Below are 21,046 nucleotides of genomic sequence, written 5' to 3'. Positions count from 1 at the left end.
ATGGAAAAATCCGTTTCACGAATTATTTCCGAATTTGCCATTGATTTAAAATACGAAGACATACCGGCAGAGGTTATTTACGAAGCCAAGCGTTATTTGTACGATTCAATCGGATGCGCATACGGTGCTTACGAAACTAAAGACGTTAATATCATAAGGAATTATTTTCGAAATATCGGCGGAAGGCAGGAATCAACGGTTATAGCTTTCGGTGACAAACTTCCATCGGCTCATGCTGCTTTTGTAAATTCTCAAATGATTCGGTCACTCGACTTTAACGACATTTACTGGAAACAAGATCCGTCGCATCCGTCGGATTTGATTCCCGCAGCGCTGGCTGTCGGGGAATTTTCGAACGCTAGCATGAAATCTGTTTTGACTGCAATAGTACTGGGATACGAATTCGAACAACGTCTTTGCGAAATTGCTTTCCCAGGTATTAGAGAACGCAAATGGCACCATGCCACTTTAACTCAGTTTGTTTCACCTATAGTCGCAGGTAAGTTGCTCAATCTGGACGTCGATCAGATGGTAAATGCTATCGGCATTAACGGTTCTCATAATTTTACTTCTGGTGCGCCGGCTTCGGGACAACTATCGATGATGAAAAATACAGTGGATCCAATGGCTGTTTTTAACGGAGTAATCTCCAGTTTCCTTGCCAAAGAGGGCTTCAGCGGACCTGAATTTATTTTCGAAGGTAAGGAAGGTCTATTCGATTGCATGCTCGGCTGGGATTATAAATCGAGAAAAAGTAAACCAGTCTCTATACCTGGTTTGGAAAGTTACGGCGAATGGCAATGGAAGATTGAAAATCTTTTTAACGACTTAGGGACAAGATATAAAATCCTCGAATGCAGCATGAAAGCTTTTCCTACCGAAGCATTAACTCACACCCACATTTCCGCTGTTCTATCGATTGTAAACAAATATGACATTCAACCCGAAGAAATTGAAAAGATAACTGTTACAACAATTGCGCGCGTTTGCGATATCCTGTTCGATCCGCAGAAATACAAACCGAAATCGAGAGAAACAGCCGACCATTCATTGCCTTACTGTATTGCCGTGGCAATAGTCGACAGGAAAATTACAACCGATTCATTTTCGGAAGAAAAAATCAAAGACCCGCGTATATGGTCGATTATTGATAAAATTGAGGGAGTAGCATCGCATGAATTTGAAAAATTGTTTCCCGAAAAACAACCATCAAAAGTTAGTATTGTTACTAAAGACGGGAAAGAATATTCAGAATATCTCGAATATCCCAAAGGACATCCCCAAAATCCGATGACCGACGATGAACTGGAGACAAAATTCAATAGTCTTTCTTCAAAAGTATTGAGCACTCAAAAACAAAAAGAAATAAAAGAGCTTGTTTATAATTGTGAAAAGATGGAAGCAACTAAATTCATGAATAACTTAATTGTGTAGTTCTATGAAAACACAAATTGTATCCGATATAGCTTCGGCTGGTAACAGGTCCGATAAAACACGTTCGGACTGTCATATAACAATAAAAAAATTACATCGAAGTAGAAAATTAACCATTAAATTGAAAAGCAAAGTTGAAAAACTCTACAGCGTTGACATCGAAAAATTGCTTCGCAAAATTTCAGCGTTTTACGATTTAAACGGCGCTGAAATTGAGATTGAAGATTTCGGAGCTCTTCCTTATACAATAGCTGCACGATTCGAAACCGCATATAAAAGAATTTTCAAAAATGAAACGAGAGAATTTCTCTTCCCTCTTAAAAAAGAATTAATTACACCGACTTCAAAAGACAGAATAAGAAGAAGCCGACTTTATTTACCCGGCAACGAACCGAAGTTTCATATCAATGCGGGACTTCATAAACCTGATGGAATTATTCTCGATCTCGAAGACAGCGTACATCCTTCCGAAAAAGATGCAGCTCGAATTTTGGTAAGAAATGCATTGCGTGCTCTCAATTTTTACGGCGCCGAAAAGATGGTCAGGATAAATCAACTTCCACTTGGTATCGAAGATTTAAAATCGATTGTTCCACATAACGTTCATGTAATTCTTATTCCCAAATGTGAATCTAAAGAGACTGTCTTAAAAATTGAAGAAGAAATCACGTCCATTAAGAAAGAAAAAAATATTCATAATGATATTTTTCTAATGCCGATTATAGAAAGCGCAATGGGCGTTATCAATGCATACGAAATTGCTTCGGCATCTACAAGTATATGTGCCTTAACTATTGGTCTCGAAGATTATACAGCGGACATTGGCGTTCAAAGAACAGAAGCGGGTTTAGAAAGTTTTTATGCACGCTCTACAATAGTAAATGCTGCCAGAGCTGCTGGTATTCAAGCCATCGATTCTGTTTATTCAGACGTTGGGAATACAGAGGGTCTTCTAAAGAGTTGCCTGGAATCGAAAGCTCTCGGATTCGAAGGCAAAGGATGTATACATCCAAGACAGATAAAAATCGTTCATCAAGCTTTTGCACCAACTCCTTCTGAAATTGAAAAGGCAAGAATAATAGTAGAGGCATACAACGAAGCTAAAAGAAAAAATCTTAGTGTTATTTCAATAGGAAGTAAAATGATTGATCCCCCTGTAGTCAAGCGGGCATTAAAAATATTAGAATCAGCAAAACTAAATTTAGAAGAGCTATGAAAATGATAAAAAACAAAGTTGGTAGATATGTACCGTTGTATGTAAACGGAATAAAGCAGGTACCATTTAAAGGCATCGATAAATACGAACCAAAAGGCAGAAAAGCCGCTCCACCCATTCCCTCCTGTGCGGATTATCCTAAAGACGGCAATAAAGTTGTACGAAACTTGAAGAAAGCTCTCGAATTGTCGGGATTAAAAGACGGCATGACAATTTCAACCCATCATCACCTTCGAAACGGCGATATGGTTACAAATTACTTATTCGATGTTGTCCATTCAATGGGCATCAAAAATATTACATGGTTTCCGAGCGCATCTTTCCCCTGCCATGAATATTTAATCAAGTATCTTGAGGACGGAACAATTCACCATATTGAAGGTTCATTAAACGGACCGCTGGGGAAATACGCCAGTATGGGAAAGATGAAAGGAACCGGTGTCTTACGTTCTCACGGCGGAAGGTATCAGGCAATCCAGGATGGCGAAGTACATATTGATATTGCGGTAATTGCCGCTCCTGCAGCGGATATGTTTGGAAATGCTAACGGATTATACGGAAAATCTGCTTGCGGCGGTTTGGGATTTGCGCTGGCAGACTCGATCTATGCAGATAAAGTAATAATTGTCACCGATAATCTTGTTGATTTCCCCTGTACACCATGGCAAATTTCTGGCAACAATGTCGATTATGTCGTGGTCGTTGATACAATAGGCGATCCTTCTAAAATAGTAAGCGGTACGACTGAAATAACTAAAAGTCCAGATCGACTTCTAATAGCCGAATATGTGGCAGAATTTATGGACGTAGCAGGAATTTTAAGAGACGGATTTTCGTTCCAGGCCGGCGCTGGCGGTACAAGTCTGGCATTTATACCATTTCTAAAAGAAAAAATGAAACAAAAAAATATTAAAGCACGATTTGTTAGAGGTGGTTCAACTAAATATTTAGTAGAATTACTCGAAGAAGGTTTGACTGATTACATCCTCGATGGTCAAACATTTGATCTGGAAGGCGTACGTTCTATGAGAGAAAATCCCAGGCACATTATGACCTCTCCATTTACGAGTTATAATTTTCATGGCAAAGGGAATTTTGCATCGATGGTAGACGCCGTTGTTTTAGGAGCAACAGAGGTAGATATAAATTTCAATGCCAATGTAGTCACGCATTCAGATGGATTATTATTGCATGGAATAGGTGGATGGCAGAATTGTCTTTATGCGGGTTGCACGATTTTGGCAGTGCCATCTTTCAGAGACAGGATTCCTATAATTGTCGACAATGTAACAACATTGTGCGGTCCAGGAGATTTAATCGATGTCGTAATTACAGAACGTGGTATTGCTATTAATCCAAAGAGAACTGATTTAATAAAAAAAGTAAAGAATAGTTCTCTGCCAATACGTTCAATTGCCGAAATTCAAAAAGAAGTATATGAAATATGCGGTAAACCTGAAAAGCCCAGAATCGACAGACGAAAAGTAGTTGCCGTCGTTAAGTGGGTAGATGGGACTTTACTGGATTCAGTTTATAGGGTAACCGAATAAATTTAAAAGTTACCCTTTTTTACTTTTGCCAGTCCTCCTCCAAAAGTAGCTATCCACAAATTACCGTCGGCAGCAATTTTGATATCGACGACCTGGCTTGCAAGCAATTTTGAATTCGAGGTATTAAAGAAATATCCGTCTAAAGGATTGGTTCTGAATTTAGTCAATCCGTTTTTAGTACCGATCCATTTATTCCCTTCCTCGTCTATATAAATTGACTCAACAAAATTCGAGGGCACGCCGACAAGCTCCACCTGTTCCCAGGTGCCGTTTTTGAATCTTGTCAATCCCCCTAATTCGCCTTTTTCGGGGCTACAGACATGAGCCACATAAACATAACCTTCTTTATCACACGCAATATCTTTTATTGAATTTCCAAGATTTTCACTTAGATTCATATTCGACATATCATAAACTTTCCATTTGTTGCCGTCATACATATTTACTCCAGCGCTGTTTGTTGCCACCCAGATGTTATTAAAATTGTCAACTGCAATTCCAGTTACAAAATCGCTCGACATTCCGGAGCTTCTATCAAAAATTTTCCAGACCGTTCCATCGTATCTTACCAAACCTTTTTGAGTACCGATCCACATTACATCATTCTTATCGAAAATAATGCTGGTAACGTATGAATCGGGTAATTTTGAAGTAAGGTCGACCCACGATACACCGTCGTATTTTTGAAGGCTGCCACTTGTCGCCACGTACAATTCATTGTTGTGTATGTAAAGATGATTGATAAAGTTATATTTGAGCTGAGAATTTGATGTCTGAAAAATGTCAAATTTATTACCGTGAATCCTTACAATTCCTTTGTCTCTTGTTCCGACCCAAACATTATTAGCATCTACAGCCAGGCAAGAAAGGTGGTTGCTTGTCAAATCTGAATTACTGAGATTATAATTAACCCATTTACTTGTATCGTCCAGCTTGAAATTAACGTATTGTATTTTATTATAAGTTACCTTTACAATTGTACTATCTGAACGATGCAGTGGCAAATCGCACCTCAATTTATATTCACCTACTAATAAATCAGTTATATATTTTGGTGTTACGAATCCGGTATTTTTGTTATTCAGATAAATTAAAGCTCCAGCCGGATTACTATTAACATAAATAGTTCCGAAATTTATTGGATTCTGATAAAAGTCAATATAAATAGACTTACTTTCAGCATAACCAAGTTGGACTGCAAAAGTTGTATCTTTGAACAAGTCTTTTTTCAAAGTAACATAGTGCAAACCTTCTGACAATCCTTTAATAGTGTCGGGAGTTACAAATCCCGAATTTTTGCCGTCGATATAAATAAGAGCTGAATCCGGTTTACTATCCAGAATTACCTTGCTTTTAGATAAAATTAGTGGTTCTGTTGAACCTGTGTAAACTTCCCTATTGCATGAAATAAAAATGTTGAGCAGCAGTAAAGCTGACAATAATTTGATGAAACTTTTCATTCTTTCAATCCTGGTATGTAACCAAATGACCTGATATAATCGTGTGTAAATCGGAGTACATAGTAATTCCGATTATAAGCACCAAAAACGCCATATCCACCTTTAATATTTGAATAATCTTTTTCGTCGAGTTTTACGGAAAAAGCATTGTCGGCATTTGCGGTGGTGTTGTAGTAAATGCTCAAATTTTCGTCGAGTGCAATTACCTCCAGAATGCAACTCAGTATTTCAAATTTGCTCTTGTCAGATTCTCCTTCCGAAAGAAGTTTCATCGCTTTATCAATTGTTGTCATATCATAACTGAAACGACTTTGAGTTATTGGCTCCGGATAGTCAGGTACAAATTTGCCCTCGTATTCGACATAACTGTGCGGCACCACATAAATATATCTTTTTTTCGTACCGCCTTCGTGCTTAAAATAGTAAATACCCAATCTTACCACAAAGACCGGTTTGGTTTGATTGCTGTTCCAGACGACCTGAATGTAATCACCTTTTTTGGGAGGAATAAGAGTATCCGACAAAGCTCCGCTGAATGTTATTTGTTGAGGAACTGTTGTGGACGAAGATAAAACCCTTCCGTCAGGAAGTATTGCTTCGATTTCAAGCGGCTGACCGGCTACTGGTTTAAAATTCTCAGCATAATAAATTCTGTAAGGAGATTTGTATTTGTCATCAGGCGCGCGCTCAACAATCGTATCTTTCAGAATTACGACATTGTCATTTCCACTCCATAACCTGACCAGTGCATTTTGTATCGATTTATCCTCCGTATTAGAGTATGGATCAAAATTTTCTGAGATGTAACTTTTCGATAATAACGCCACCTGATAATTTGTATCGGCTCTAACAATGCAATTCAGAACATATTTTTCTTTTAAATCTCCGTATGGGTTGAAGGCATCGTTGCAAGATAGAATAGTTAGCATGAATAAAATCAACATCAAATAAAAAAATTTCATTTTCATAATTCCACCTTAAGTGAGAAAGTGGGAAGAAACGGCAGCATATTGACTCTTTCCCCGGTATCCTTTTTGAAATAAAAAATATTAGCTCTGTCGTAAAGATTAACAATATTGAAATCGAGGTATAAATTCATAAAAGGAAAAATGAACTTTTTAGAAATATTTAAATCGAGTCTGTGATAGTCTGGTAATCTTCCAAGATTTTGAATGCCAATTAATGTATAAGGTTTTCGGGGATCATTGTAATTCCACGAATCGAAGAAATTATCGAGATAAAGTTTGTCGTAATAACCGAGAATTTCAGTAAAAGGAAGACCTGATGAGTAAACCCATATAATACTTGTATGCCAGCTATTACCAAAATCGATGTCCAGCATAACATTAAAATTATGTCGTGTATCGTAACGCGGATAATATCTTTTCCCGTCGATTACTTTGTAGGCATAAGCGTGTGTGTAAGAAGTGGTTAGTTTGACACTCGATGTTGTGATCGATGCGTTAACTTCCAGACCATACGATTCACCCTCACCTGCTTTAAAATCGTTGTCCGTCGCATAAATTTTATCTTTGTTTAATACTGGCAAGTTATTCACAGTTTTATAGTACGATTCAACGCCGAATTTCCAGAAATTTCCGTTATCAAACTCAACACCAAATATTGCATGCATAGCTTTTGCCGGCGGAAGATACGCTGGAGTAATAATCCATGGTTCGAATATATTTATAATTTCGTCTTCATCTGAGACCGTTGTCAATGTTTGTTGATAAATGCCCCACGCGCCTTTAACCGTCAGAAAATTCCAGAATGTATAAAATGCATTTAATCTTGGTTCAATAAAGATTTTCTCTTTGTTTGGTGAAACCGATGCAAGATTAAATCGGAGCCCCGCATCAATTGCGAAGTTATCGAATCTCAAGATTTTATATTTGGTGTAAAGTGAAATATCTGTGCCTTTGTTATTAATATCTGTATCCTCGTCAATCCTGTTTTCAATAAACAAATTTGTATTTATTTGATTAATATGAAATCCTACACCCAACTCGTCCTTTGAATTGAAAATATAAGTCAGATCCATTTTCATCGAAATATCGTTAATTTCATTTCTCGATTTACTGAGTGAGCTCAACTGCGGTAAAACTTCGCCCTGGAAATTGCTTAAAGATAAACCGAGTTCAAGAAAAAGAGGAATATCGCCCACAAAGAACCATCTGAAACCGAACAAATTATTTTTCCATCCGAAATCTTCTATTGTAGGATCCGGATTATCAATTTTATCGCTGCTAAAAAATCCGTTCACAATAAACTTACTGCCCGGTATAAAATCCTGATTCGAGTAATTCATTTTAAAGGATAGATCGTAGAAGTCCGCCGGTACATTTTGATTATCCAGGAATTTCTTAAGAATTTCGGTTGAATAACTTTTTCTACCACTCAAAAAAAACGAGCCGTGAGGCAATGGACCTTCAAGGAATAATTTGGTGGACAAATAACTTGCACTTGCCTTTGCACCAAATCGATTTTTATTACCGTCGTTTGTTTTGATATCGACGACGGACGAAATACGTCCTCCGTAATTTGCAGCAAATCCACCTTTATAAAATTCGATATTATTTATAACATCCGGGTCAATTACACTGAAAAGCCCGAGTGCATGAAATGGATTGTAGAGTGTAATTCCGTCGACTAAAATGAGATTCTGATTGCTTGCCCCGCCTCTTACATAAAACCGTGCCGAAACATCGCCGGTCGATTGAACACCCGAAAGATATTTTAGAGAACGGAATAAATCGGATTCGACTCCTTTGGGAAGATATTCTAAATCCCGACTTAAGATTCTGCGTATACTTATATCCGTTCTGCTTTCTTCAACGAGCTTTTCTACTTTCTCAATTGCTTGCAGTTCAATTTCGGAAGGTAAAAGTTGAACGTCGTAATGTGTTATTTTATTCGGAGAAATTTTAATATTTATCTTTTTGGTATGATAGCCGATATAAGAAATTATCAAAGTAAAATTTTGATTTGCTGGTATAGACGGAATCAGGAAATATCCTCTGGAATCGCTTGCCGTACCTATTCCCAATTCTTTCAAAAATACATTACAGTAAGCCAGCGCCTCAGAAGTTGTCGAATCGGTAACCAGCCCTCTCAATGTACCTGTGTTTTGAGCCGCGATGTTCGAATAAATTATTGCTAACAGTGTAAAGTGATAAATTATATTCTTCATTAAAAGCAGATAAATATTGCATATGCAATATATGATAATTTCATTACATAACATTATTGAATTGGATAGTAAAATAAAAAAGGCTGTTCCAAGCAATCCCGGGTAATGTATCTAGGAGGCTATGAAGTTGTGTTAAAAAACTTCCCCGGTCGGTTCGGAACAGCCTTTATAAGGCGGGGGTGTTAATTGTTTACTGCTACTGGTATTTTCATCAATTTATTCGAAATTTCATGAAAGAACAGATCTGGATTTTCCTTTTCTACTTCTGTTATTTTAATATCTGCAAACATATCATAAAAATTAAAGTAGAGACTTGCCAGTTGAGCTTTGTATCTGATAGAAGGAGTATTTCCTTCTAAAGCCAGTTCGTATAATTTTCTAACCAATCTACTATAATCTTCATTCGGAAATTTGCTTTTGACCTCCATTATATTGAAGATGGAAGATTCAACTATTCCCGAATGTTCGACATTCAGATTGTAAAGAAAACGCTCGTTGACTTTTTCAATCAACTTTTTGTATTCCGGCTGCTGCGCAAAGATATTAGTTGCCAAAAATGTAACTAAAAGCACAGCTGCTATTTTATTAAGTTGCTTCATTTTTTCCTCCTTGTTAATAGTTCGTTTATAACAATTCAAAGCCCGTGCCAGAGTATATAATTTATTAACCTGCACAAATAACAAAAGATTAGGTATTTAGGTATTGCCACATTTTTTCCTAATTTTTGTAGGTTTCGACGTAACTAATAGAAAAATAATAACTTACGGAATTGCACTAATGTGGCACCTGCAGTTTTGTGGCACCCCTTTAGAGAGAATTACGGATTATTTTTTTCTACTGAGTCTATTATTGAGGGCTCTTCTACTTAAACCCAGCAGTCGTGCAGCTATCGACTGATTATTGTCAGCTCGTTTAAGTGCTTCTTTAATAAGTGCTTCTTCAATTTCTTTGAGCGTCGGTAAATTTTCGGGGAATACAATTTTGTCGAGAACTTCTTCTGTCTGTTCGGGAGGGGTATCTTTTTTCATACTGGAAAAAATTTTATCGCGTATCGAGTCGAGCGAAAGCACTCCAAACCGATGTCTACTAACGGCATCGTATATCAAACCTTCGAGTTCTCTAATATTGCCAGGGAAATGATAATTTGAAAGGAGCGTATAGAGTTCCTTAGGTGGAGTTGGTTTTTTCTTATTAAGTTTTTCTGCTGCTCTTTCAAGAAAATGATCGATAAGTAAAGGTATGTCCTCCTTCCTTTCTCTCAATGGAGGAATGTGAATATGATGAGTTTGAAGTCTGTAATAAAGATCTTTTCTGAATTTGTTACTTCCTTTCAAATCTTCGATTTGTAGATTAGTAGCACAAATTATTCTAACATCTGCCTGTTTTGGAAGATCTGAACCGAGCGGATAATACTTGTTATCCTGTATGAGCCGTAATAATTTAACCTGTGATTCGATACTTAAATCTCCAATTTCATCAAGAAAGAGTGTCCCTTTTTCTGCCTGTTCGATCAATCCTTTGCGGTCCTGTTCGGCACCTGTAAACGCGCCTTTTTTATGACCGAAGAGGGTATCGGAAAACAATGTATCGTCGAGACCTGCAACATTGACAGCTATCAAATTGCCGGTTCTTGAACTCACTTTATGAATTGCCCTGGCAATTAATTCTTTTCCGACGCCGGTTTCGCCGGTAATTAAAACTGGCAAAGGGGAATTTGAAATTGCTTCGATATATTTGAAGATTGAACGCATCGATTTGCTTTTTGTGATAATTTCTTCAAAGGCATCGGGATTTTCGATTTTGTCTTTGAGTAAATAATCTTTCAAACGTCGATTTTCTGAAAGCACTTCCCTGTATTCAAGCGCTCCTCTGATGGTTGTAACCAGACGGGTATTGTCTACAGGTTTTAAGATATAATTATAAGCCCCTAACTTTATACTTTCGACAGCACTCTCAACATCGTTCAGAGCAGTTAAAATTATTACAGGTATCTCCGGGAATTGATCTTTGATCTTAGGCAAAAGCTCAAGCCCAGAAATTCCAGGCATATTTACATCGAGAACAATCAACGAGAATTTATCTTTTTCGAGCATATCCAGTACTTTTGTACTGTCGTGCTGCAGTCTAATATTATTAATGCCATCGGAGTTTAATGAAGTCTCGACGCTGTAGAGGAACTGTTCTTCGTCGTCGACCAGTAAAATCGGTAATTCAGGATAATCTGCTATTCCCATCTTTCCTCTTTTAATTTATCGGCAAAAGAATAGTAAATTTGGTTCCGTCAACGTTGCTTTCCACAAGAATATCTCCGCCGTGATTTTTGATAATATTATACGAAACATAGAGGCCCAGACCTGTGCCGCCAGAATTTCTTTTGGTCGTGAAAAAAGGATCGAAAATGAACTTAATATTTTCGGGTTCAATTCCAGTGCCTTCGTCTCTAACTTCAATTGCCACAAAGTTTTCTTTTTGATAGATCGAAATTTCAATACCGCGATTTTTATCCGGCAACGCCTGACATGCGTTTGCAATTAGATTGATCATCACCTGTTCAATTTGCTGTGAATTGCCTTTTATATTCGCTATTTCATAATTGTAATTCACTTTTAAATTATTTGTCGATTTTTTTATGAGATTTGATGTAATCATAACAGCTTTTTCAATCACCTTATTCAGGTCAACCGGTTGATCTAATCGTCCGGAATCTTTTTTTGCAAATTCTTTTAAACTGTTTGTAATTTTTTCAATTCTCGTAGAACCCTCGATAATTCCATCCAGGGCTTGAGTAATTTTTACAAAAGCCTTTTCCGATGGAATACCAGCAACATAATAGTCGTTGTTGATTGTTGCATATTCTTTCAGGACTGGCATGATATCGTCGAAAGCTTTTTTAAGGAACTGTGCATTTAACAGGATGAAATTGTTGGGATTATTTATTTCGTGAGTAATTCCGCTAACCATTGTTCCGAGCGCTACCATTTTATCTGCCTGGATCAATTGCTTTTGTTTCAATTCTGCCAGCTCCTGCGCTTTTTTTAATTCAGTTATATCGTTAATAAGTCCATCGTAATAAATTACGTTTCCGAATTCGTCTTTCGACAAAACGATGCTGTTTTTTACCCATCGAATAGAACCATCTCGATGGATGATCCGATGCTCGAGTGGTTTCACTTCAATTCCTGCGAGAGCGTCTTCAGCTTGTTTCAACACAGCAGGTCGGTCGTCGGGGTGTACCATTCTATACCAGAGTTCAGGGTCGTTTTGATAATCTTCCGAAGTGTATCCTGTAACAGCTGCACAACCAGGTCCATGATAGGTTTTAACTGCTTTGCCGTTTTCGACTTTTACAGAATAGATATAGTCGGTAAGATATCTTATTAGTCTGTAATACCGTATTTCAATCGGGTCTAATTTAAGCTCTTCTTCCATAGCGCCTTCAAATTTACAGCGCAAATTTAAACAATCCCGAACTAATTTGTGTACGATATTACACTAATTATTCTTCCATTGTCGAAATATTGCCGGGGTCAAGACCCAGTGCTCGTGCTTTCAATACACGGCGCATTATTTTACCGCTCCGAGTTTTGGGTAATGAATCGACAAATTCAATACTTTCTGGTTTAGCTATTGGTCCTACTTCGTGGGCAACATGTTTTCTCAATTCTTCGATCAATGCAGTCGATTTTTCATATCCGTTTTTCAGAATAACATAAGTATAAATTGCGTTTCCTTTTACATCATGTGGCAAACCAATTGCTGCGGCTTCGGCAACCGCTGGATGACTAACAAGAGCACTTTCGATTTCAGCTGTACCGAGTCGATAGCCCGATACTTTAATAACGTCATCAACTCTTCCGATAATCCAGTAATATCCATCCTCATCCCGACGCGCGCTGTCGCCGGTCATATAATACCCCGGATATTTACTCCAGTATTGACTGACATATCTTTCTGGGTCCTTATGGACGGTGCGCAACATAGCCGGCCATGGAGTTTTAATAACAAGATATCCTTCTTCGTTCGGTTTGACAGAATTACCATTTTCATCGAGGATGTCCATTTCGATTCCAGGAAATGGTCTTGTTCCAGATCCAGGTTTAAGCGGCACAGACGGCATGGGCGTTATCATAAACATCCCTGTTTCAGTTTGCCACCAGGTATCCATTATGGGGCATTTTTCGTTACCCACAACTTTAAAGTACCATTTCCACGCTTCAGGATTTATTGGTTCGCCAACAGTACCTAACAATCGCAACGAAGATAAGTTGTGTCTTTTAACCCACGATTCGCCAAACCTCATTAAACCTCTGATTGCGGTAGGAGCAGTATAAAGAATGTTAATGCCATATTTTTCTATCATTTGCCACCAGCGATTTGGATATGGAAAATTTGGTGCTCCTTCATAGACAAATGAAGTTGTACCGTTCAAAAGCGGGCCATAGACAATATAACTATGACCGGTAATCCAGCCAGGATCAGCTGCACACCAGTACCTATCTTCTTCTTTAATATCGAATACAAATTTAAGTGTGGTATAAACTCCAACCATATAGCCGCCATGAGTATGCAGGATTGCTTTTGGCTTTCCTGTTGTGCCAGAAGTATAGAGAATAAACAATGGATCTTCAGCATCCATAATTTCGAGAGCACAATTTTGTGTGGCAATTGGGAGATTCATTAAGTCGTGATACCATAAGTCTCTGCCCGCTTCCATGTTAATTTCCTGTCCAGTCCTTTTGACAACGAGCACATGTTCAACCGTGCCGCAGCGTTGAAGTGCTTCGTCAGCAATTTGTTTTAAAGGAACAATTTTTCCTCTCTGGAACGCCCCGTCAGCCGTGATTAATACTTTCGAGTTACTGTCTTCAATTCTTTCCGCCAGAGATTCAACGGAAAAACCTCCATAAACTACTGAATGAATTGCCCCAATACGCGCCGATGCTAACATGGCAATAATTATTTCCGGTATTCGTCCCATATAAATTGTAACCCTGTCGCCTTTATTCACACCCATGCTTTTTAATACATTGGCAAATTTGCAAACTTCGCGATGAAGCGCGAAATACGACATAGTTCTTAATTGTCCGTCTTCTCCCTCCCAGATAAGCGCAAGTTTATTTCGCCTGTATGTTTTAATATGTCGGTCCAAACAATTGTAAACAATATTTGTTTTTGCTCCGGTAAACCATTTATAAAATGGTTTATTGGAATCATCAAGAACCTTTTGCCATTTTTCAAACCAATCAAGTTCATTAGCCATTTCTTCCCAGAAACCTGCGTAATCTTTTGTTGCCCTCTCGTTCAATTCATCCCAGTTCTTAATATTGGCATTTTTAATGACTTCTTTGGATGGATAATAAACTTCACCGGATAGCATAAACCCTCCTTGTTTTTTTTCAGCCAATAATTTATTTTAGGGCAAGAAAATAAGATATAACGTCTATAAATGCAACATCTTTATGCCAGGTAAAAAAATTATAAAAATATTCTCATTATTTAGCCTGACGCTTTATGTTTCAATATTAGGGACAATTTTTTTTCATTCTCATATCAGAAATATACATAGCAATCAAGTTTCTATAGGCAAGCATTATGAAAATGTAGATCCTTATGCCGATAAAAATGGCATTTGTTCGATTGAAGTTTTTCTTCTCTATAATTTTAACTCCGAATCAATAGCTTATTTCAATTTACCCAATTTTGATAATGTTTTAGATACTGATTTAACGCTCGTATTAGAGTTCCCACATATTTTATCTCTTTCATCCATCGACTCGAGAGCTCCACCGTTTAACTCCTGAATTTCAACACTATTTTTTTTCTTAATTAATTAAAAAGGAGCTCTGAAATGAAAGAGTTAATCATTTCTTTTATGCTTTTATTCACTATTGCAATACAGGCGCAGTCCTACTCAATTAAAGGATATGTTTACGACAAAAAAAACAACGAGCCGTTAGTAGGCGTTAATATCTATTTGCAGGAATTGAAAACTGGTACATCCACAGATGAAAAAGGTTATTTTGAATTAGGAAATTTAAAAGAAGGTAATTACACTTTGCGGTTCAGTTATATAGGGCATAAATCATTAACAGAAAAAGTTTATGTCCCCTCGAAAACATTAATGATATACCTTGAAGACGTCACAATTGATCTTAACGAGGTAGTAGTCACCGGCAATCCATTTAATAGCGATCCAAAGGAGTTGTTACAGAGTTCATTGAGCGTTGCTAATTTAGAACTACAAATTAAACGAAATACAAACATCGGTGAAACCTTGAATTTTCTTCCCGGAATTTCGATGCGTTATAATGGCAAAGCTACCGCTCGTCCAGTTGTAAGAGGATTTAGTAATAATAGAATATTGATTTTAGAAAACGGTTTGAGAATGGGCGACCTGTCCAATACATCGAGCGACCATGCTGTTTCAAGCGATGGAGCTATACCTGAGAAAATTGAAATTATACGGGGTCCATCAAGTCTTATTTACGGAAGCAATGCTCTTGGTGGAGTTATCAATATAATTACAGAAGAGATACCCGACTATATACCTGATGGATTTGAAGGCAATTTTTTAGCTGGAAATTCTTTCAACAATAATGAATTCAATTCAAGCCTCGACTTACATTTCGGTACCAATAATTTTGCGGCTCACGGTAATTTAACAAAAAGAAAAGCAGGCGATTATACTGACGGAACCGGCAAAAAAGTTAACAACACTTACCTCGATTTCAGCGGCTACCAGTTTGGACTGTCATATATTCCAGAATTTGGACAGACAGGCATCGGTTATAAAAATTACGAGTTTAATTACGGCATACCGATGCATCAACATCATCATGAAGAAGACAATGAAAGCCACAACGAAGAAGACGAACCGGAAAGCATTGGTATTGAAATGCATAAAGAAGAAGTAAAATTTAATATGTTAAGTGACCTGAAAGGTGTACTCGAAAAAATTTCCTTAAAAGGTGGTTATCAAAATTATAATCACAAGGAAATAAACAGGGTTACAAATGAAATCGGGACAGCATTCGGATTAAAATCATATGTACTAGATATTTCTGCTAAACATACTCCTCTTTTAAATAATTCAGAAGGTCTTATAGGACTATGGTATCAGAATCAAAAATACACAGTCGAAGGCGAGGAAGCATTTACGCCCAACGCCGATTATATGTCCCTTGCATTTTTCGTCCTTGAACAATTTAGAATTCGTAGAACACTTCTTCAAATCGGTCTGCGCTATGAATATAATTCAATTGACATACCGCAGACAGAATTATCCGGCAGATCGATTACCGCCATGCAAAAAATATTTAATACATTTAGTGGGTCAGCTGGTTTAGTTTTAAAAATATCTCCTTATTTATCTTTCTACTCTAATTTTGCTACTGCATTCCGTTCGCCGACAATTGAGGAATTAACCTCTTACGCTATCCACGAAGCCACAGGAACATTCGATATCGGTAATATAAACCTCGATACTGAAAAAAATCTGGGGATCGATTTCGGTTTAAGATATCAATCAGTACAAGTTAATTCAGAATTGAATTTATATTATAATTTAATCGAAGATTACATTTTCAAAATGCCTACAGGCCAATACTATGATCCTTCAGAAATGGAATTTGTAAATACTACAGGGATCCCTGTCTATGCATATACACAAACAAAAGCTTTCGTTTACGGCTACGAGTTCAAAGCACAATTTGAATTTGCCCCCCATTTTTCGTTGACTTTAATGAATGATTATACTGTAGGAAAAAACTCAGTAACAAAAGAGTATCTACCATTGATGCCTCCCCTAAGGTTTGCAATTGAACCGCGATATTCTAAAGATAGTTACTGGCTTGGTTGTCAATTCAACTTAGCTGCTGATCAAAATAAAGTTAGTCCTTTTGAAGAGCGAACGCCGGGATACGGATTAATTAATTTTTATGCAGGCACAAAACTCATAATCGGCAAATATATACTCATATTTACACTTAAAGTTGATAATATTTTTGATACAGCTTATAAGGAACATTTATCTGCAGTAAAAGAATTTATACTTATGCCTGGCAGGGAGATAAAATTAAATTATAGATTTTTATTTTAACTATACGATTATTATATTGGCAGCGCTGATATGAACTCACTTGTTCTTTTCATAATGAGAATATTTATAACTCGGAATCGAGAGATTTTAAACAAGAGAACCAGATTAAGAGTTATAAAAGTGGCGAAGCATTTCGCAGATTAATTAACAAATAATCTGAACGAGTTATATTCTTCGCTGCAGTATTTTCAGCTCGGAGAGGTGGGTGAGTGGCTGCCATCGCCTTTAGGCGAGGTTCCGCCACAGGCGGAAAAACCAACGGTTTGCTAAATATGTTTTATGTTTACATACTAAGAAGCGAAGTAACTGAAAAATATTATATTGGTCATACAGCTAATTATGAAAAAAGATTGAAAGATCATAATCGAGGCAAAGTCAGGTCGACTAAGCCTTTTGTTCCTTGGAAAATTGTTTACTTAGAAGAGTATAACTCAAAGTCAGAGGCTTTCAAGCGAGAGATGCAGATTAAGAGTTATAAAAGTGGCGAAGCATTTCGCAGATTAATTAACAAATAATCTGAACGAGTTATATTCTTCGCTGCAGTATTTTCAGCTCGGAGAGGTGGGTGAGTGGCTGAAACCAACGGTTTGCTAAACCGTCGTACTCTTAACGGGGTACCGCGGGTTCGAATCCCGCCCTCTCCGCAATATCTAATTCTTTCCAAACAAAAAATTAAGATTTACTACCACCTTCAAGAATAATTCATTTTTTGAAATCCGACAACTCAATAAACAACTTTAACTATTCTGTTACTTACTTAAGTGTTAATTTTGTTTTTAATTTTATATCCCGCGATGAAGCTCCGATTAATATATCGAAATCCCCTGCTTCTGCTTTCCAATTGCCGGTTTGCGTATCCCAAAATGAAAGTTCTTTTTTAGTAAGCTCAATTGTAACTTTTTTTGTTTCGCCTTTTTTGAGATACACTTTTTGAAAACCCTTTAATTCTTTTTCAGGACGTAAAATGCTCGATTCGATATCTTTGACATAAAGTTGGGCTATCTCTGCTCCATCATAATTGCCAGCATTGGTTATATCGAAAGAGACTTTGACTTTCCCTTCTCCATCAAATACGTTCGGCTCTACTGTTAGATTATCATATTTAAACGTTGTGTAAGATAAACCATACCCAAATGGGAAAAGGGGTTCAATTTTTTTTGTGTCGTACCATCTGTAGCCGACAAGTATTCCTTCTTTATATTCGATATTATTGATCGGGAAATCCATATTTAAGTCGTCATCCCAATCTGTATTAAGGTCTGAGCCTTCAGGTAGATATCCATAACCTGGTGAATCTTTAAATTCTTTTTCAATTGTTATTGGCAATTTACCTGAAGGATTGAGATCTCCCGCCAATACTTCAGCCAGTGCTATATTGCCATTTTGTCCTGGATACCATGCGTACAATATGGCACCCGCTTTATCGTACCAGTCGGTCATTCTTATACCACTTCCAGAATTAATGATTATCACTGTATTAGGATTTAAAGACGTAATTCTGAATATGTTTCTTTCTATCTCTTCGGGTAGCGAAAAAGGTCTGTCCCAACCTTCACTATCCAAAGTGCCTGCACTAAGAAATACAATATCTGCATTTTTAATTTCTTCGTCTGTTGGCTCTTTAATATGAGTAATCATATCGCCGAATTTATTTTTCAAGGCATCGTACATTGTAATTATATCATAACCTTCCACGTCTGCAGAACCGCCACCTTTGGGTAATTTTTCTACAAATTCACCTGTCAACAAGATCTTCCTGTTTCCAATCACGGGTAATAAATTATCTCTATTTTTCAAAAGCACTATCGACTCACGTGCAGTTTGAAGAGCTATTTCTTCATGGAGTTTAAAATTATTTAGATATTGTAAATCTTTAACCGGTCTATCATAAAGCCCCATTGCAATAAAAGTTTTGATAATATTTTTTGCCATCCGATCGATATCTGCCTGGCTTACTTTACCTTCTTGAATTAATTTCATTGCATTCTTTTTAATTGTAATATCTCCCCTTTTTTGAAAGGCAGGTTTATCCATCAAAGGGTCGCCTGGCATTTCGAGATCGAGGCCAGATTTAATTACCTTTTCAGGATTCCATGTAGACCACCAATCTGACATTACAAGCCATTTAAAGCCGAGCCTGTTACGCAACAAAGTATCAATTACGAATTTACTTTGACCAGCCCATTCACCGTTGACTTGATTATACGAAGTCATAACGGCCATAGCTCCGGCATCTATTCCGGCTTTAAATGCCGGGGTATAAATTTCGTGTATTGTTCTTTCGTCAACAATTGCATTCGTAGTTCTACGATGGTACTCGTTATTATTACAAAGGAAATGTTTTAAAGTGGCAATCGTACCGGTACTTTGCACCCCTACAACATAATTCTCTATCATTCTTGAAGCTAAAAAAGGATCTTCGCCAAAATATTCAAAGTTTCTTCCATTTTGCGAGATTCTATAGATATTCATTCCAGGAGCAAGTAATACTGCAATATCACCAGCACGGCATTCTTCGCCAATTGAGCGTGCATATTCAAATGCAAGTTGAATATTCCATGTGGCTGTCAGTGCCAGAGGGCAAGGAAAAGCGACCGATTTATCAAGAGATGAACTGAGTTCTTTTCTCAAATGGACACCTTGAGTTGCATCTGAAAGATAAAACTGTGGTATTCCGTATTTCTCGAATCCTTTGATATAGAAAAAGTTATGCCCTCCGACCAATTGAATTTTTTCTTCGAGGGTCATTTCAGATATAATTTTTTCCGCTCTTTGTTCCGCTGTTTTAATATCTACTGGCGGTTTGAACGGCTTATATTGATAGTCAGGATTATAATAGATTTGTGGAATTGAATTAGATGCCATAATAAATACCATAATTATTGTTAATAAATACTAATTCATAAAACCCCCTTCAGCTATAATTTTTTACAATTAAGGCAGAAGCCTCGCCACCTCCAATACACAAAGAAGCTATGCCGTATTCAGAATTTCTCTTTTTCATTTCGTGTAGAAGGGTGGTCAAAATTCTTGCACCGCTGGCTCCTATTGGATGACCTAATGCTACTGCTCCGCCATTAACATTTACTTTATCTAATTGCAATCCGAGTAATTTATTAACAGCAAGAGAAACGACGGCAAAAGCTTCGTTTATTTCGAATAGGTCAATATCTTCGATTTTCATATTCGCCTTTTTTAATACTTTCTGAATGGCATCGGCGGGGGCAGTAGTAAAATGGACAGAGTCTTTTGCAGCTGAACTTTGAGCAATAATTTCTGCCATCGGTTTAAGTCCGAGCTCTTTAGATTTCTCTTCGCTCATAATCAATAATGCAGCTGCACCGTCGTTTATTTTCGATGCATTTGCAGCTGTTACAACCCCTTGCGAATCAAATGCCGGCTTCAATTTTGGAATCTTATCAAAGTCAACACGTTCGGGTTCTTCATCTTTTTTTATAATAGTTTCGCCCTTCCGTGATTCAATTTTTACTTCGATTATTTCATCGTCAAAACGACCTTCCCGTTGAGCTTTAAGCGCTCTATTGTATGATTCAACTGCGAATGCATCCAATTCTTGCCGAGAGAAATTAAATTCTCGGGCACAAATTTCAGCACAATTTCCCATATGAATATTTTCATATACATCCACAAGTCCATCGATTAAAATCGAGTCGTAGATGGTTGAGTTACCCAGACGGAAGCCAGACCTTCCATCTTTTATAAGATACGGTGCATTAGACATGCTCTCCTGTCCGCCGGCAATAATTATATCTGCATCCCCGCACTGGATTGCCTGAGCTGCCAGCATAACTGCTTTAAGACCGCTGCCACACATTTTGTTAATTGTGAGACATTCAGTTTTATCTGGAAGTCCTGCATATAAAGCTGCCTGGCGAGCAGGGGCCTGACCGATACCTGCTGTCAATACATTCCCCATTATTACTTCGTCAATCATGAAAGGATCAATATTTGACTTCTCAAGAATAGCTTTGATAACTCTACTTCCAAGCTGTGGTGCGCTTAATTGACTCAAACCCCCATTAAAGCTCCCAATTGGAGTTCTAAAAGCATGTGTGATTACTACTTTTTTCATCTAAC

General features: G+C 37.4%; 14 protein-coding genes and 1 tRNA gene. 6 read left to right on the top strand and 9 right to left on the bottom strand.

Annotated features, from left to right (window positions below):
* From ACUN8G_RS01905 to citF, 3 genes are read left to right on the top strand one after another with little or no spacing between them, the layout of a single operon-like run.
* Nucleotides 1-1,434: an MmgE/PrpD family protein gene (locus ACUN8G_RS01905; protein ID WP_437347109.1), complete on the top strand. Its 1,434-nt coding sequence runs from the start codon at nt 1-3 to the stop codon at nt 1,432-1,434.
* Nucleotides 1,435-1,438: 4 nt separating this feature from the next.
* The gene (locus tag ACUN8G_RS01900) at nt 1,439-2,650 is read left to right on the top strand and encodes an aldolase/citrate lyase family protein (protein ID WP_437347108.1); all 1,212 of its coding nucleotides are present in this window, start codon (nt 1,439-1,441) and stop codon (nt 2,648-2,650) included.
* A complete protein-coding gene (gene citF, locus ACUN8G_RS01895) occupies nt 2,647-4,200 on the top strand; it encodes a citrate lyase subunit alpha (protein WP_437347107.1) in 1,554 nt (517 codons plus the stop codon). The genes ACUN8G_RS01900 and citF overlap by 4 nt, the downstream gene beginning before the upstream one ends.
* Before the next feature lie 2 nt (nt 4,201-4,202).
* Here the strand turns inward: citF and ACUN8G_RS01890 are convergent, their stop codons facing one another.
* The 7 genes from ACUN8G_RS01890 to acs form a co-directional block, all read right to left on the bottom strand.
* Nucleotides 4,203-5,660 (bottom strand): two-component regulator propeller domain-containing protein, encoded by a 1,458-nt coding sequence (locus ACUN8G_RS01890; protein ID WP_437347106.1) that lies wholly within the window; start codon nt 5,658-5,660, stop codon nt 4,203-4,205.
* Nucleotides 5,657-6,628, bottom strand: coding sequence for a DUF4249 domain-containing protein (locus tag ACUN8G_RS01885; RefSeq protein WP_437347105.1), 972 nt, complete (start codon nt 6,626-6,628; stop codon nt 5,657-5,659). The genes ACUN8G_RS01890 and ACUN8G_RS01885 overlap by 4 nt, the downstream gene beginning before the upstream one ends.
* Complete coding sequence (locus ACUN8G_RS01880) at nt 6,625-8,850, bottom strand: TonB-dependent receptor (protein ID WP_437347104.1); 2,226 nt, start codon at nt 8,848-8,850, stop codon at nt 6,625-6,627. The genes ACUN8G_RS01885 and ACUN8G_RS01880 overlap by 4 nt, the downstream gene beginning before the upstream one ends.
* 182 nt (nt 8,851-9,032) lie before the next feature.
* Nucleotides 9,033-9,449 (bottom strand): hypothetical protein, encoded by a 417-nt coding sequence (locus tag ACUN8G_RS01875; RefSeq protein ID WP_437347103.1) that lies wholly within the window; start codon nt 9,447-9,449, stop codon nt 9,033-9,035.
* Nucleotides 9,450-9,674: 225 nt separating this feature from the next.
* The gene (locus ACUN8G_RS01870) at nt 9,675-11,084 is read right to left on the bottom strand and encodes a sigma-54-dependent transcriptional regulator (protein WP_437347102.1); all 1,410 of its coding nucleotides are present in this window, start codon (nt 11,082-11,084) and stop codon (nt 9,675-9,677) included.
* A gap of 10 nt (nt 11,085-11,094) precedes the next feature.
* Entirely contained in the window at nt 11,095-12,279 is a 1,185-nt protein-coding gene (locus ACUN8G_RS01865; protein ID WP_437347101.1) for a sensor histidine kinase, read from the bottom strand.
* A gap of 67 nt (nt 12,280-12,346) precedes the next feature.
* Nucleotides 12,347-14,227 carry an acetate--CoA ligase gene (acs, locus tag ACUN8G_RS01860; RefSeq protein ID WP_437347100.1) on the bottom strand — a complete coding sequence of 627 codons (1,881 nt, stop codon included), beginning with the start codon at nt 14,225-14,227 and terminating at the stop codon, nt 12,347-12,349.
* A gap of 471 nt (nt 14,228-14,698) precedes the next feature.
* On the opposite strand from acs, the gene ACUN8G_RS01855 reads away from it, so the two are divergent.
* The 3 genes from ACUN8G_RS01855 to ACUN8G_RS01845 all read left to right on the top strand — a co-directional run bounded on the left by ACUN8G_RS01855 (nt 14,699) and on the right by ACUN8G_RS01845 (nt 17,592).
* Nucleotides 14,699-16,948: a TonB-dependent receptor gene (locus ACUN8G_RS01855; protein WP_437347098.1), complete on the top strand. Its 2,250-nt coding sequence runs from the start codon at nt 14,699-14,701 to the stop codon at nt 16,946-16,948.
* 209 nt (nt 16,949-17,157) lie between these two features.
* Nucleotides 17,158-17,463 (top strand): GIY-YIG nuclease family protein, encoded by a 306-nt coding sequence (locus tag ACUN8G_RS01850; RefSeq protein ID WP_437347097.1) that lies wholly within the window; start codon nt 17,158-17,160, stop codon nt 17,461-17,463.
* Between the two features lie 40 nt (nt 17,464-17,503).
* Nucleotides 17,504-17,592 (top strand) — tRNA-Ser (locus ACUN8G_RS01845).
* Between the two features lie 109 nt (nt 17,593-17,701).
* Here ACUN8G_RS01845 and ACUN8G_RS01840 read toward each other — a convergent pair.
* Nucleotides 17,702-19,813: a beta-glucosidase gene (locus ACUN8G_RS01840; RefSeq protein ID WP_437347096.1), complete on the bottom strand. Its 2,112-nt coding sequence runs from the start codon at nt 19,811-19,813 to the stop codon at nt 17,702-17,704.
* Between the two features lie 49 nt (nt 19,814-19,862).
* The gene (locus ACUN8G_RS01835; protein WP_437347095.1) at nt 19,863-21,041 is read right to left on the bottom strand and encodes a thiolase family protein; all 1,179 of its coding nucleotides are present in this window, start codon (nt 21,039-21,041) and stop codon (nt 19,863-19,865) included.
* Nucleotides 21,042-21,046 lie beyond the last annotated feature (5 nt).

The sequence above is a fragment of the Melioribacter sulfuriphilus genome (genome assembly GCF_052656625.1).
This window is presented reverse-complemented; position numbering and strand designations above follow the sequence as displayed.